At 62.8% G+C, this 14,271-nt stretch carries 12 protein-coding genes; 8 read left to right on the top strand and 4 right to left on the bottom strand.

Features of this window, described 5'->3' with window-relative positions; translation table 11 throughout:
* Window positions 1-28: 28 nt before the first annotated feature.
* From ACH2DW_RS07850 to ACH2DW_RS07840, 3 genes are all read left to right on the top strand, one after another.
* Window positions 29-727, top strand: coding sequence for an HAD family hydrolase (locus tag ACH2DW_RS07850; protein WP_394929178.1), 699 nt, complete (start codon window positions 29-31; stop codon window positions 725-727).
* Between the two features lie 12 nt (window positions 728-739).
* Window positions 740-1,756: an alanine racemase gene (locus ACH2DW_RS07845; RefSeq protein WP_394929177.1), complete on the top strand. Its 1,017-nt coding sequence runs from the start codon at window positions 740-742 to the stop codon at window positions 1,754-1,756.
* Window positions 1,757-1,924: 168 nt separating this feature from the next.
* A complete protein-coding gene (locus ACH2DW_RS07840) occupies window positions 1,925-2,542 on the top strand; it encodes a hypothetical protein (RefSeq protein ID WP_394929176.1) in 618 nt (205 codons plus the stop codon).
* A gap of 80 nt (window positions 2,543-2,622) precedes the next feature.
* Here ACH2DW_RS07840 and ACH2DW_RS07835 read toward each other — a convergent pair whose 3' ends face one another.
* From ACH2DW_RS07835 to ACH2DW_RS07825, 3 genes are all read right to left on the bottom strand, one after another.
* Window positions 2,623-2,985: a RidA family protein gene (locus ACH2DW_RS07835; protein WP_394929175.1), complete on the bottom strand. Its 363-nt coding sequence runs from the start codon at window positions 2,983-2,985 to the stop codon at window positions 2,623-2,625.
* Window positions 2,986-3,012: 27 nt separating this feature from the next.
* Complete coding sequence (locus ACH2DW_RS07830) at window positions 3,013-4,056, bottom strand: threonine aldolase family protein (RefSeq protein ID WP_394929174.1); 1,044 nt, start codon at window positions 4,054-4,056, stop codon at window positions 3,013-3,015.
* A 68-nt stretch (window positions 4,057-4,124) separates the two neighbouring features.
* A complete protein-coding gene (locus ACH2DW_RS07825; RefSeq protein ID WP_394929173.1) occupies window positions 4,125-4,931 on the bottom strand; it encodes a CIA30 family protein in 807 nt (268 codons plus the stop codon).
* Between the two features lie 122 nt (window positions 4,932-5,053).
* Between ACH2DW_RS07825 and ACH2DW_RS07820 the strand changes: the two genes are divergently transcribed.
* Window positions 5,054-5,737, top strand: a complete 684-nt coding sequence (locus ACH2DW_RS07820; protein ID WP_394929172.1) for a maleylpyruvate isomerase family mycothiol-dependent enzyme — start codon at window positions 5,054-5,056, stop codon at window positions 5,735-5,737.
* A gap of 16 nt (window positions 5,738-5,753) precedes the next feature.
* Here ACH2DW_RS07820 and ACH2DW_RS07815 read toward each other — a convergent pair whose 3' ends face one another.
* Window positions 5,754-7,376 (bottom strand): acyl-CoA dehydrogenase family protein, encoded by a 1,623-nt coding sequence (locus ACH2DW_RS07815; RefSeq protein WP_394929171.1) that lies wholly within the window; start codon window positions 7,374-7,376, stop codon window positions 5,754-5,756.
* A 67-nt stretch (window positions 7,377-7,443) separates the two neighbouring features.
* On the opposite strand from ACH2DW_RS07815, the gene ACH2DW_RS07810 reads away from it, so the two are divergent.
* The 4 genes from ACH2DW_RS07810 (at window position 7,444) to ACH2DW_RS07795 (ending at window position 14,270) form a co-directional block, all read left to right on the top strand.
* Window positions 7,444-8,025 (top strand): TIGR00730 family Rossman fold protein, encoded by a 582-nt coding sequence (locus tag ACH2DW_RS07810; protein ID WP_394929170.1) that lies wholly within the window; start codon window positions 7,444-7,446, stop codon window positions 8,023-8,025.
* An 85-nt stretch (window positions 8,026-8,110) separates the two neighbouring features.
* The gene (locus tag ACH2DW_RS07805; RefSeq protein ID WP_394929169.1) at window positions 8,111-9,892 is read left to right on the top strand and encodes an alpha/beta hydrolase; all 1,782 of its coding nucleotides are present in this window, start codon (window positions 8,111-8,113) and stop codon (window positions 9,890-9,892) included.
* Window positions 9,893-10,731: 839 nt separating this feature from the next.
* A complete protein-coding gene (locus ACH2DW_RS07800; protein WP_394929193.1) occupies window positions 10,732-13,173 on the top strand; it encodes a ribonucleoside-diphosphate reductase subunit alpha in 2,442 nt (813 codons plus the stop codon).
* Window positions 13,173-14,270, top strand: coding sequence for a ribonucleotide-diphosphate reductase subunit beta (locus ACH2DW_RS07795; protein ID WP_394929168.1), 1,098 nt, complete (start codon window positions 13,173-13,175; stop codon window positions 14,268-14,270). Before ACH2DW_RS07800 ends, ACH2DW_RS07795 begins: the two co-directional genes overlap by 1 nt.
* Window position 14,271: the final 1 nt, after the last annotated feature.

Here is a 14,271-nt window from a genome sequence, read left to right as displayed (position 1 = left end):
CTGTGCCCCTCGAAACGGACGAACATTGATGACTGCGAACGCCCAACGATTTGACGCCGTGCTGTTTGATGCCGGCGGCGTGCTCGTCTTGCCTGATCCCACGGTCTTGGTGCCGTTGCTCGACTTCTATGGCGGTGACACCTCGATCGAGGCGCATCGTCGTGCGCACTATGCCGGTATGCGTGACAAATCGCACGAAGGGTCGTCGGAAGACGAGTGGCTCGTTTACGACGAGGCGTACGTCGCGGCCGTCGGTGTGCGGAGCGCCGAGCGGGACGAAGCAGCCGATGTACTGAATCGCACGCGTACGCCGGATCTGTGGCGGTGGCCGATTCCTGAAACGCTGGTGGCTCTGCGCCGCCTCGCGGATGCTGGCGTGCCAATGGGTGTGGTGTCGAATGCGAGTGGCCAAGTGGAAGGGTCCCTCAACAGGTCGGTCTGCCAGGTCGGCGATGGCCCATTCGTGTCGATGCGCTGCATCGTCGACAGCCACGTGGTCGGGGTCACGAAACCCGACCCGACCATCTTCGACCACGCACTGCCGTATTTCGCTGAGTTCGACCGAAGCCGCATTGCCTACATCGGCGACAGTGTGGCCATGGATATTCGGTCGTCCACGGGAGCAGGCCTCCACCCGATCTTGATCGACCCGTACGACGACCATGCCGGAGCCGACTTCGAGCGGATCGCGTCCGTTGGCGTCATCGCGGACGAACTTTGCAGATAGGGATTCCTCCAGATGACCGAGAACGAACCAGCCACGATCGGCGACCTGCCGACCCCAGCCTTGGTGATCGACCGCCCGACGTTCAACGCGAATCGCGCTGCGATGGATGCGTTGCTGCCAGGGGACAAGCTCCGCCCGCACGTGAAAGCATTCAAGACCACGGCGCTTGCGCAATTGCTTGCCGACGACGGTCATCGGGGATTCTGCTGTGCAACACCCCGCGAGGTCGAAGGGATGGTCGCTGCCGGACTTGGCGACGACTTGCTGCTGGCGAACGAGTCGCTTGACGTTGCTCGCCTTGGCGCGCTGGCGGACCGAGCGAACATCACCGTCGCGGTTGACTCCGAGGCAACGCTCGACGCTGCGATCGCTGGGCGTGTCCGCTCGGTACTCGTCGACGTCAATGTCGGGTTGCCGCGCTGTGGCATCGATCCGGCAGACGCGGGCCGACTCGCTGATCGTGCGCGCGGCGCCGGACTCGAGGTGCGCGGTGTCATGGGGTACGAGGGCCACCTCATGATGGTCAGGGACCCCAAGGAGAAGGCTGACAAGGTTGGTGCCTCGATGGAACTGCTGCTCCGGGCCTCGGCGGACGTCGGTGGCGACATCGTGTCGGGTGGAGGCACGGGCACCTGCCTGACCAATACCTGGTGCACGGAGATCCAGGCAGGGAGCTACACGCTGATGGACACTGATTACGGCAAGCTCGACCTGCCCTTCGAGCTGGCGCTCAACGTCGTCGCGACCGTCATCTCCGTGAACACGAAGGGATGGATCATCGCTGACGCAGGCATCAAGTCGATGGCGATGGACCACGGCAACCCGACATGGGAACACGGTGACGTCTTCTTCCTCTCTGACGAACACATCACGCTGTCGCCGACCAACATCAACGAATGGAAAGTCGGGGACCGTGTTCGTCTCCAGCCCGCGCATGTCGACCCCACGATCGCCAAGCACGAACAGATGTGGCTCGTCGACGGTGACAGCGTGGTTGATCGCTGGGCCGTCGACCTTCGACACTGGTGACCGCGAATCGATTCTCAAGTTGGTGGGGGATTGTGCCGATGTCTCGACAAGTACATCCATGATCCGCGCATCTGGCGCGGCATACAATCACATTGGCCGCTCAGCGGTTGATGCGTGACTGCTCGGGCACCGGGCGAAATATTCGACACGGAACAAGGAGCCTCCAAGATGAGCAACATTCCACCCGCTAGCCAGTACGGAAATCCGCCGACCGAACCGGAGCCGCACGTGATGCGATCGACCGGCCGTGTCACAGCGATGATTGCTCGTTTCATCGGGTATGTCGTGTATGTCTACATCTTGTTCGTCGAGGTCATCTTGGCGATCGGCTTCTTCTTGTTGCTGCTCGGCGCCAACCCGTCGTCTGGCTTTGTCGAGTGGGCGTACCGGAACCTCGACCGCGCCATGAAGCCGTTCCGCGGCATCTTCACCCCGATCGAGTTGGGAACGACAAACGGCAACCAGGTTGAGTCGGTCTTTGATACTTCTGTGTTGTTCGCCATGATCATCTACGGAATTATCGGCCTGCTCGTCCACGCCGCGATTCAGTGGCTCGACCACAAGGTCAAGAAGATCGAACGTCAGCAGTACAACGAAGAAGCCGCATATGAGGCCGAGCGCATTCGCCAGGAAATGCTGCAATCAGGAATGGCCGCGACCACCACGGTCACGCGAACCACACCCACTGCCACGACGTCGACCACGACTGCCATCCCATCAGCGATGCCCGTACCGCCGAGCTCGCCCGGAAACGTCCCGCGGCCGCCGTCAGCACCGCCAGGCTGACACCGCTCCAGCTGATTGGACCCTCAGACGCTCGACGCCTGTCGGCTGGCCGAGGCCAAAGTGTTCGATAACACCAGGGTTCAGTCGGTGATGACCGCGGCGATGACGCTGATCTCCACGAGCAGCGCAGAGCGCGCCATGTGGGCTTGCACGCAGGCTCGAGCGGGAGCCTGTCCGTCAGGAACCCAGGCATTCCAAACTTCGTTCATCGGGGCGAAATCGTTGGCGATGTCGCGGAGGTAGATCGTGGCGGAGAGGATGTGCGACGGACTGCTTCCAGCCTCGGAAAGCAGCTCCTCGACGCGTGACAGCGTCGACCGGGTCTGTTCTTGTACGTCCGCGTCAGCATCTTGCGCGACCTGACCTGACAGATAGATCACGTCACCGTGCCGGACGATCATGCTGGCGCGCGGGCTGGTGTGAAGGCGGGAGATCTCGGTCATGGTGTCGCCACGTTAGGTCGCGCGTTGTCAGGCGGAATGGCCCAGCACGCTGGCGAAGCACTCCAATGTCTGGTCGATGTCGTCATCGGTGGTCTGCCAGCTCGTGACAAGGCGGATGACGCCGGGGCCGATCCGGTAGAAGAGCAGACCAGCCGCCTCCAACCGTGTGGCTGCCCCGTCCGGGACGCGGGCGAACAACATGTTGACGTCGGGTGGGTTGAGGAACTCCACGCCAGCGTCGAGCAGGCCGGTGGCCAACCGCTCCATTTGTCGATTCGAATGACCGGCCAGCCGCAACCACAGATCGTCGGTGAGGTACGCAATGAGCTGGGCCGACTGGAATCGCATCTTCGACGTCACATGGCCGGAGCGTTTCGTGCGGTAAACGAGTTGGTCGGCTGCGTCCTCGTCGAAGACGACGATTGCCTCGGCCGAGAGCGCTCCGTTCTTCGTGGCTCCGAGTGAGACGACGTCAACACCGGCCTGCCAGGTGATCTCGGCGGGGGAGCAACCCAGTCGCGCCATTGCATTGGCGATGCGCGCTCCGTCGATGTGGACCCGCAACCCGCGACCGTGCGCGATGTCGGCCAAGGCGCTGACCTCGTCGACCGTGTAGATCGTGCCCATGTCGGTGGGTTGTGTGAGCGAAAGCACCGCGGGTTGTGAGTGATGTGGGTCGCCCCAGCGGACCGCGCCGAGTGCCGTTTCGAGGCCGTCGGGGTGCACCCGGTGGCTGTGGCCGGACACGCCGCGCATCACTGCACCGCCACCAAGCATCGAGGTGGCGCCACCCTCGCTGTTCAAAATGTGCGCTGATTCGTGGCACAACACGGCGCCCCACGGCGGGCAGATCGATGTCAGCGCCAAGGCGTTAGCGGCAGTTCCGCTCGTGACGGGAAAGACCCGTGCTGCGGGCTGCTCGAACACGTCACGCACGACCTCCTCGAGCCGGGCCGTCACGGCGTCGTCGCCGTACGCCAGCGCCGAGCCGGCATTAGCGGCAGCAACCGCCTCGAGGATCTCGGGTGCGACTGCGGCAGCATTGTCTGAACGAAGCTCGATCTCGGCCATGGCCGCCAGTGTTGCATCTCCTTCCACAACGATGCGGGGCGAGATCGCGGTGATTGTCCGCTGTGCGTCTACTGGCCTCTGCAGGCATCGATCCAGTCGACCTCGAGGGCGAACGGGCCGTCAATGCCGTCAGAGATGATGATGCCGATCTCGATCGCGAGGTTGGGCTCGAACGGCGGAGCGTCGAGGGGTTGGCCGAACACCGATGGCTGCAACTCGGCATACGAGAGTTCGGCCGTCTGCCATCCGTCGGCATCGGTCGGTCCATCGGTGGTCAGGCCGGCTCCGTGCGAGATTGCCCGGCGGCCGGCTTGAGCGCTGTCTGCCAGCGTCAGTCCGTAGGTGCGTTCATCCGCTCGAACACGCAGCACGAGTGACTCGGAGTCGGTGAGCTCATCGCCGGCCAACGGCAGGCGAACTGACGTGAAGCCGCCGCCCGCCGTCACGACGTCGCCGGTGAACTGCATCGCCGAGTCAGCGAACTCGACGGCGCCGTTGGAGCGGCCGCCCATGACGCCGTCGTTGACGATGACCCAACCTTGGCCGTCATCGAAGTCGGTCAGTCGGCGACATGGACGCGCCGGCGCTTCGGACGGCGCTGCGAGCGTGGTCTCTGGCATCGTGTCGGCCGGCTCGGGCTCGACGGTGGTGGGCTCGGTCAAGGGCACAGGTTCCGGTTCGGTGCTCGGCGCAGCGGTTGCGATGGGGGGCGTGGTTGGGCCCTGCACCGATGCGGCCGGGGCATCACTTCCGCAGCCGGCGATGGCAAATGCCAGGCCAACGGCGCCGAACAGACGCTGCACCGAGCGCGAGGTGTGGCGACGTCGGTCACGGTCTGTCGATCCGCGGCGTTCTGGGTCGAACTCGAAAATCATCACACAGAGTGTTCGGAGCGGAGAGTGCAGAGGGATGTTGGATCTCATTGTTGGCCTGGTGACCGTGGTGGCATCGTTGTCCGAGGCCACGCGGCATCGTCCTCGCTGTGATACTCGCCTCCATGATGAACCGGCCAGCGAATACTGACGTCTACGCCGATCTCCGGACGGAGATGATTGCTTTGGGACGCAGCCTGACGGCTGCCGAAGCCGAACTGCGGGTTCCGCAGTCGCCTGCCTGGGCGATCCGAGATGTGATTGCGCACGTGGTCGGCATCGTCGACGACATCCTCTCGGACAATTTGGCCGACATTGGCGCCGACAGCTGGACTGAGGTCCACGTCAGCAGTCGGGCCGACAAGACGCTGGATCAGATCTGTGACGAATGGAGTGCGCTGGCGCCTGGGTTCGACGCACTGGGTGAGGTCAACCCGGTGATGCCAATGCGCGCGGGTGCCGACCTCATCACGCACTACCACGACGTCCTTCAGGCGTTGGGGCGACAAGGTGACCGCGACACGGCCGCGGTGCGAATGGGACTCGAACGTTATGGCCCGTTCTTCTGCGAACGTGCCGAGCATGCTGGGCTGCCCGTGGTGCGGGTCGAAGCGGGTCCGCAGGTGTGGCAGTCGGGCGATGGTGAACCGGTCGCGGTGTTGACGGGATCTGCGTTTGATCTGCTGCGGGCGTTCAGCGGACGACGAAGTGCGGCACAAATTCTGTCGATGGACTGGACCGGCGATGCTGAGCCCTACGTGACGGTGGCGAGCCCGTACGGGCTTCCGCTCGAGGATGTCTCTGAGTGAGCGAGCGGTTGTCCGGTCAGGCTTCGCTGCTGGCGATGAGCTGACGGGCGATGACCTTGAGGCAAAGGGTTTCGTCGGCGCCTTCGAAGATGCTCAACACGCGCGCATCGACGAACAGGCGACTCACTTCGTATTCTTCGGCGTAGCCCATACCGCCGTGGATCTGCATTGACTCGCGGGTCACCCACTCGGCTGCCTTGCAGACGTAGGCCTTGACCATCGATGCTTCCATCTGGCCCTGGCCCTTGGCCATGAGCGTCGCGACGGCGTAGCTGAATTGGCGACCGGCTTGAGTGAGGACAGCGATCCGACCGAGCTTGGCGCGGATCAGTTGGTAATCAAGGATCGACTCACCGAACACCTTGCGGTTCTCGGCATAGTCGAGGCCGAGCTCGTAGGCGGCCTGCATGACGCCGACGGCCCGGGCCGCGGTCTGCAGCCGGCCGTTCTCGAAACCGGCCATCTGGTAGTAGAAGCCCTTACCGAGACCTTCTTCCATTCCGATCTGATTCTCGGCGGGCACCCACCAGTCCTCGAGCGCAATTTCATAGGAGTGCATGCCGCGGTAGCCGATCGTGTCGATCGGGCGACCTTCCATCTTGCCGCCGGTCGGCGTGCCGTCAATGTCCTGGGTCAGCTCGAACCCGTGGGCGTCGCCGCGCGGCTTCGGAACGATGAAGAGCGAGAGTCCGCGGTGGGTCTTCGAGCGATCGGGGTCGGTGCGGGCCAGCAGCGTCAGTGCGTCAGCGCGAGCGCCGAACGTGCACCATGTCTTCACGCCGTTGATGACCCAGCCGGCTTCGCCGTTCGGGCCCTCGGCCGGTGTGGCCATGACCTTGATGCCGGCCACGTCGGAGCCGTAGTCGGGCTCGGTCACCGCAACAGCGGGCATCACCTCGGCGGTCGCCAGGAGCGGCAGCCACTTGTGTTTCTGCTCCTCGGTCCCGCCCTTGACAAGCGCCCGGGTCAGAATCTCGGGTCGTGTGATCAGTGAGCCGCCGATACCCAGGCTGGCCTTCGACAGCGCCTCGGTCGCAGCGACCATGGCGATGTACTCCTCGTCGCCGCCCTCTGAGTAGCCGCCGTACTCGGTGGGCACGCTGAGGCCGAACGCTCCGAGTTCGGCCATGCCGGTAATGATTTCTTCAGGTACGTCAGCGTTGGTGCGATGCACGTGCTCTGCGTGAGGGGCGATGACGTTCTGGGCAAACGCATCGAAGGTGTCAGCCACCATCTCCATGTCGCTTGACAGGTGACTCGGGCCGGCCTGGTCGGCCAGCGACGCCAAGAACTCCGCAGCACGGAACTGGGCGATGAACGCGTGAGCGTTGGCGAGCGGGTCGCGATCCACACCCCAGTCGTCCTCGCGTCCGAGCACCTTGCCAGCAAGGTCATGGAGCATGTCTGCGGCGAACGCGCAGCAGATCTTTGCTTCGGTCTCGCCCTTGTTGCCGTAGTCGATCAACGACTTGGCGGTGGCGACTGCAGAAGCGGCGTGCGCAATGTCGTAGGCCAACACCTGGTTGGTGTCGGCGCCACCGTCGAGTGCCGACAAGCGACGGACAGCTTTGCCCACCACCCGATCAGCGAGGTCGATGGCATCAGCGCAAGCGGGCAGGTCAGGAGTGGCGATTCCCATGAGAGGCGAGAGTACCCATGGGTCACCGAGTGAGGTGAATCTGTGCGCTGCTGCCACGATGTGACTCGTGTCAAACATCTGTGTCTTTTGTGGTTCGAGCAGCGGGACCGATCCTGCCTTCCGGGCAGCTGCTGTCGAGTTGGGTGCGGCCATCGCTGCATCCGATCATGGCCTCGTCTACGGCGGCGGTGACGTCGGGTTGATGGGCATCGTGGCCGATGCGGTTCTCGATGCAGGCGCCGAGGTGACAGGCGTCATCACCGAGCAGCTGCTTGCTCTCGAGGTTGGTCACGTCAATCTCACGAACCTTGAGGTCCTGCCCGACATGCACGCCCGTAAGGCCCGGATGGCAGAGCTCTCTGACGGAGTCGTGGTGCTGCCAGGCGGCTTTGGCACGTACGAAGAGGCATTCGAGGTGCTGACGTGGAATCAGCTCGGGATTGTCGCGGCGCCGATTGTCTTCCTCGACGTCGACGTGAATGGTCAGAGCTTCTTCGCTTCACTGTTCGACTTCATCGACGGCGCTGTGGCTGCTGGATTCATGAAGCCCGAGCACGGTGATCTGGCGCAGCGGGCCACCGACCCAATCGAAGCCGTGGCCATTGCCGCGGGCCCGGCGCCTTCGTTCACTCGCAAGTGGGTCGGCTGACGCGCTCATGGTCAACACGGTCACGCAGCCGGATTCGCCCTCGGGGTGGACCCATCCGTGCCAAGGACAGCGGTACCTTCGCAGCATGATTGCCGTGCGCCGTCACATCGTTGGCACGAAGGTCGTCGCAGTCATCGCTGCAGGCGCAGTGATTGCGTCGGCCTGCACGAGCAGTTCATCGGGCGTGCAGTCAGAGCGGGCCGACCAGTCAACCGTCAGCGAAACTGGCGACGTGCAGGCAGATGACGTGCTGGGCAATACCGGCACCCTCGAGTGGAGTTCGTGTTCCGATGCTGGGAACACCGCCGTTTCGCTGGAGTGCGCCACCCTCAAGGCGCCGCTCGATTACGACGATCCGAACGGCAAGCAGATCAATATCGCCGTTGCCCGGTCAGCCGCGGTCGGCCCGGCGGCCGACCGAGTGGGCTCGCTCGTCTTCAACCCAGGAGGCCCGGGTGGCTCAGGCATCGACTCGCTCGGCTTCATCCCGCTCACCATGTCGCCCGAGATCCTGCAACGTTTCGACCTGGTCAGTTTTGATCCGCGCGGCGTTGGTGCCAGCACCGCACTCACGTGCGACAACGACCTCGACGATCAGGTGACGTTGCTCGCCGACGGCGACGACATCGGGTGGCAGGAGTTGGTCGACGACACGGCTGCCCAGCTCGACACGTGCACGGCGGAGACGAATGCGCTCGCCACGCACGTTGGCACGAACAACGCGGCGCGCGACTTGGATCTGCTGCGCGCGGCACTCGGTGACGACGGCCTGAGCTACGTCGGCTACTCCTACGGCACCCGTCTCGGGGCCACGTACGCCGAACTCTTCCCCGACAACGTCCGTGCGCTCGTGCTCGACGCCGCCGTCAAGCCGACGCGTGACTCCGCTGAACTCGACCGTGAGCAGGGTGCTGGCTTTGATCGAGCACTCGAGAACTTCGCGGCGGCGTGTGACGCCGATACCGACTGTGTGCTGCAGGAAATCGGTCCGACCCTCGAGGTGATCGATGCGCTCGAAATCGAGATCGCCGAAGTCGGATCGTTCCCGACCGAGGACCCCGATCGGGTGCTCACGCCTGGCGAGCTCAACCTCGGTATCGCTGCTGCCCTCTACAGCAAGGAGTCGTGGCCATTCCTCGCATCTGCGCTCTTTACGGCAGCGATCGAGCAAGACGGGAGCCTGCTGCAAGTCCTCGGCGACTCCCTCGTCGGCCGTCAATCTGACGGCACCTATGACAATTCCCAGGTGGCCAACAGTTTCATCAACTGCGCCGATGATGCCGCCCGGCCGAACGCTGATGAGCAACGCATCCTCGCCACGGAAGCTGCTGACATGTCGACCTACTTTGCCGACTTGCTCCGGGCCTCGACGGGTTGCCTCGGGATCGAGGCGGCAACCGACCCGCTGGTGATCGGCCCTGCCGCCGGCTCCGCACCAATCGTCGTGATCGGCAACACCGGTGACCCTGCGACTCCGTACGAGTGGTCGCGGGAACTTGCCGACTCTCTCGACGCCGCCGTCCTGTACACCGTTGAAGCTGAGGGCCACACGGCCTACGGCATCATCGACTGCGTTCAGGCGGACATCGACGCCTATCTGATTGGTCTGACGGTGCCGGTCGACGGCTCGACGTGCTCGGACAATACCGACGCCGACTTCTTCATCCCGGAAGGAGACGGCGAGATCGACCAACTCATCGCATTCTTCGATTGTGCTCGTGACGCAGGCGCCGGCCTGCCCGACATCTCGGTGGCTGACATCCTGAGCGACCCGACGCTTGAGAAGGTGCTCGATTCGATCGACATCACCGACCCCGCTGTCGTCATGGCGTTTGGCGTTTGCCAAGAGTTCATTCCCGGTCTCTGACTGGGCTGGCGGGCCGGCGGGCAGATTGTCCACAGCCGCCCACATGCCGTACACAGCGTCACGCACAGGAATTGGGCAGTAAGCCACACGAAAGACACATGGTTGTGGGTCTTGTTACGCACAGCCATCAGCCCGCACAGTGGAGACATGGCCCGCCCCTTCATTTCCAGCAGAACGTCGGCACCGCGGCGCCGTCGGCATCGTTCGACGCTGCGACAGTTTGATCGGCGAGCTTTGGAGCGGGCGGGGTGGCGAACCACCCTCGAGTTTCGCGAAAATCACGTTCGGCTCGGCGATGGGCAGCTGATCGACGTCGAACCGTTCTGGACGGCCGAAGCCGAGCGCGATGGTGTCGTGATCAGCGCCTCTGCGCGGTCGGAATCGCGCGCTTGGTCACGACTGCAGTCGCGGTCACGACTGAGCGATCGAGATTTCTTGAAAGTCGCAAGCGCCTGAGCAGGGACTTCGCGATTCGTTGTCGGAAACTTGTGGATTCGCCCTCCCTACCGTTGACACCTCCGTAATTTCACTGTTGTATTTACCAACCCGCCCACGTGTGATTACACGACATGTGGTGTCAGGTGGGGGAAATCTGAACAGCTGGCCACGACATCTGGTGGTAGCGGCCAGCCACCGAAAAGCCTGAAGAACACACGCACAACGCGAGATACACGACGCGATGAACTGAGATGGAGTAGCCGGTGACGCTGATTGAAGAGAATGTTGGGAACACAAAGGGTGAGCCGGCCGCCGACGAAACGGGTGCCGAGCAGGCCCCGACGTTGACTGACGCAGCGAAATCTGCGCCATCTGAGGCGCCAGTGGTCACCGGCGGTGGCATGCGGGTCATGAAGCGCAACGGTCACCTGGAACCGGTCGATCTGAACAAGATTGTCAACGCCATTGCTCGAGCCTCGGAAGGGCTGCTCGGTGTTGATCCGATGCGCGTCGCCACCCGCACCATCTCGGCCCTCGCCGACGGCGCCAGCACAGGAGAACTCGACAACCTGTCGATCCGCACGGCTGCGGGCCTCATTGTCGAAGAGCCCAACTACTCCAAGCTCGCTGCACGTCTGCTGGCCACAGTCATCGATAAAGAAGTCCGTAACCAGAACATCCCGTGGTTCTCCGAATCGATCAAGATTTCCCACGAGCAAGGCATTGTTTCCGACGAAGTGCTTGCATTCGTCGAGGCAAACGCACCGGAACTGAATGCGGCGATCAACTCCGACCGTGACCGTCTGTTCGAGTTCTTCGGTTTACGCACGGTCTACGACCGGTACCTGCTGCGCCACCCCGAACGCCGCGACGTCATTGAGACCCCGCAGTACTTCATGCTCCGCGTTGCGTGCGGCCTCGTTGCCGGAGACGCCGAAACTGGCGAGCTGCCCGGCGGAGTCGACGCCGCGGTCAAGTTCTACGACTTGATGTCGTCGCTCGGCTACCTGCCGTCAAGCCCCACGCTGTTCAACTCGGGAACCACCCACAGCCAGATGTCGAGCTGCTACCTGCTCGACTCTCCCGAGGACAGCCTTGAAGGCATTTACAAGCGGTACACCGACATCGCCAAGCTCTCGAAGTTTGCTGGCGGCATCGGCGTCGCCTGGCACCGAGTGCGTGCAAAGAACAGTCTCATCCAGGGCACCAACGGCCTGTCCAACGGCATCGTCCCCTGGCTTCGCACGCTCGACTCCTCGGTCGCCGCGGTCAATCAAGGCGGCCGCCGCAAGGGCGCAGCATGCGTCTACCTCGAGTCATGGCACGCCGATGTCGAAGACTTCCTCGAACTGCGTGACAACACCGGCGACCACGCTCGACGTACACACAATCTCAACATCGCCAACTGGGTCCCCGATCTCTTCATGGAACGCGTCGAGAAGGACTGGCAGTGGAGCCTCTTCGATCCGAAGAAGGTCCCCGATCTCACCGACAAGTTCGGCGAAGACTTCGAACGTGCCTACACCGCGGCCGAAGAGGCCGGCCTCTACGAGCGACAGGTCTCGGCCCGCACGCTGTACTCGAAGATGATGCGTACTCTGGCCCAGACCGGCAACGGCTGGATGACCTTCAAGGACGCATCGAACGAAAAGTGCAACCAGACCGGTGCGCTCAACGATGATGGCACGCCTCGGGTGGTGCACCTCTCCAACCTGTGCACCGAGATCCTCGAAGTCACCGACCAAGCAAACACCGCAGTCTGCAACCTCGGTTCGCTCAACCTCGGCAGCTACGTCTCCGCCGACGGCGAGTTTGACTTCGACCGCCTCGGTCGTGTCGTCCGCCAAGTCGTGCCATTCCTCGACCGGGTCATCGACATCAACTACTACCCGACGCCTGAGGCCAAGTACTCGAACAACAAGTGGCGCCCAGTCGGCCTCGGCATGATGGGCCTGCAGGATGTCTTCTTCAAGAAGGGCCTCCCGTTCGATTCACCTGCCGCCAAGGAACTCAGCAAGCGGATCAGCGCACACATTTACTTCCATGCGCTGTGGGCCTCGACCGAACTGGCCGTCGAGAGCGGCCCGCATGAGTCGTTCGCTGGTACTCGTGCCGCACAGGGCGACTTGCAGTTCGATCTGTGGGACGAAGGCGGTCGCAAGAGCGGCGTCAAAGTCATCCCGCCGGCCGAGCTCGACTGGGACACTCTGCGTGGCCGGGTCAAAGAGCACGGGCTGCGCAACAGCTTGGTCATCGCCATTGCGCCTACCGCCACGATCGCTTCGATTGCCGGTTGCTACGAGTGCATCGAGCCGCAGGTCTCCAACCTGTTCAAGCGCGAAACGCTGTCGGGCGAGTTCATGCAGATCAACCGCTACCTCGTCACCGAGCTGCAGCGTCGTGGCCTGTGGGACGAGCAGATGATCAACGAGATCAAGCAGGCCGAAGGCTCGGTCCAAGACGTCGATCGCATCCCCGCTGAACTGCGCGAGGTGTATCGCACGGCCTGGGAGATCCCGCAGCGCCAGTTGATCGACATGGGCGCCGAACGTGGCGCCTTCATCGATCAGAGCCAGTCGCTCAACCTCTTCATGGAGACGCCGACCATCGGCAAGCTCTCCTCGATGTACCTGCACGCGTGGAAGTCGGGTCTGAAGACCACCTACTACCTGCGCAGTCGTCCAGCGACGAAGATCAACAAGTCCACCACAGCCGCAGCGGCCACAACCCCGCCGAGCGGTCCCAGTGGTGGACGAGACCCCGAACCCACCAAGACGTTCACTGAAGAGGAAGCACTCGCATGCAGCCTTGAGAACCCTGAATCCTGCGAGGCATGCAACTGATGGCACTTATCGACCCGATTATCTCCGACCCGTCTGAGCACCACGGCCTGTTGGCCGAGGCGCCGGTGCCCACTCACACGCCGAATGAGCGAGCGAAACATATCCTCGACCCCGGATTCGACCTGACGCTGCGGCCGATGCGCTATCCGGTGTTCTTCGACATGTACAAGGACGCCATCAAGAACACCTGGACCGTTGACGAGATCGACTTCTCCGACGACCTCGTCGACCTTGACCGCAAGTTGATGCCAGCCGAGAAGCACATGGTCAGCCGCCTCGTTGCGTTCTTCGCAACCGGCGATTCGATCGTCTCGAACAATCTGGTGCTCAACTTGTATAGCCACATCAACAGCCCCGAGGCACGGATGTACCTCTCGCGGCAGTTGTATGAAGAGGCCTTGCACGTCCAGTTCTATTTGACGCTGCTCGACAACTACATCCCGGACATGAAAGAGCGCGAAGCCGCGTTTGCCGCCGTCGAGAACATTCCGTCGATCAAGGCCAAGGCCGACTTCTGCTTCAAGTGGATGAATCAGATCCAAGACGTCCAAGTGGTTGAGACCAAGGAGCAGCGCAAGCAGTTCCTGATGAACCTGATCTGCTTCGCAACGTGCATTGAAGGCCTGTTCTTCTTTGCAGCATTTGCTTACGTCTACTTCCTGCGTTCGAAGGGCCTGCTCAACGGGCTCGCCGACGGCACCAACTGGGTGTTCCGCGACGAGTCATGCCACATGAACTTCGCCCTCGAAGTGGTCAACACCGTTCGCAACGAAGAGCCGGACCTGTTCGACGACCAGCTCGAAGCTGACATTCGCGAGATGTTGCGTGATGCCGTCGAGTGTGAACACCAGTTCGCCGCCGACGTGCTCGCCGACGGCGTGCCGGGCATGAGCCTCGGAGACACTCGCGAGTACCTCCAGTACGTTGCGGACACCCGCCTTGCGCTGCTCGGCTACTCCGCCGAGTTCGGATCGAAAAACCCGTTCAGCTTCATGGAGCTGCAGGATGTGCAAGGACTCTCGAACTTCTTCGAGCGAACCGTGTCGAGCTACCAGACCGGCATCGAAGGCGACGTCAGCTTCGACGAGGACTTCTAGT

Origin of the sequence: uncultured Ilumatobacter sp. (genome assembly GCF_963980585.1) — a bacterium.
Classification (GTDB): domain Bacteria; phylum Actinomycetota; class Acidimicrobiia; order Acidimicrobiales; family Ilumatobacteraceae; genus Ilumatobacter_A.
Note: the sequence above shows the minus strand (reverse complement) of the source record. Positions and strands in the feature narration are given on the sequence as shown.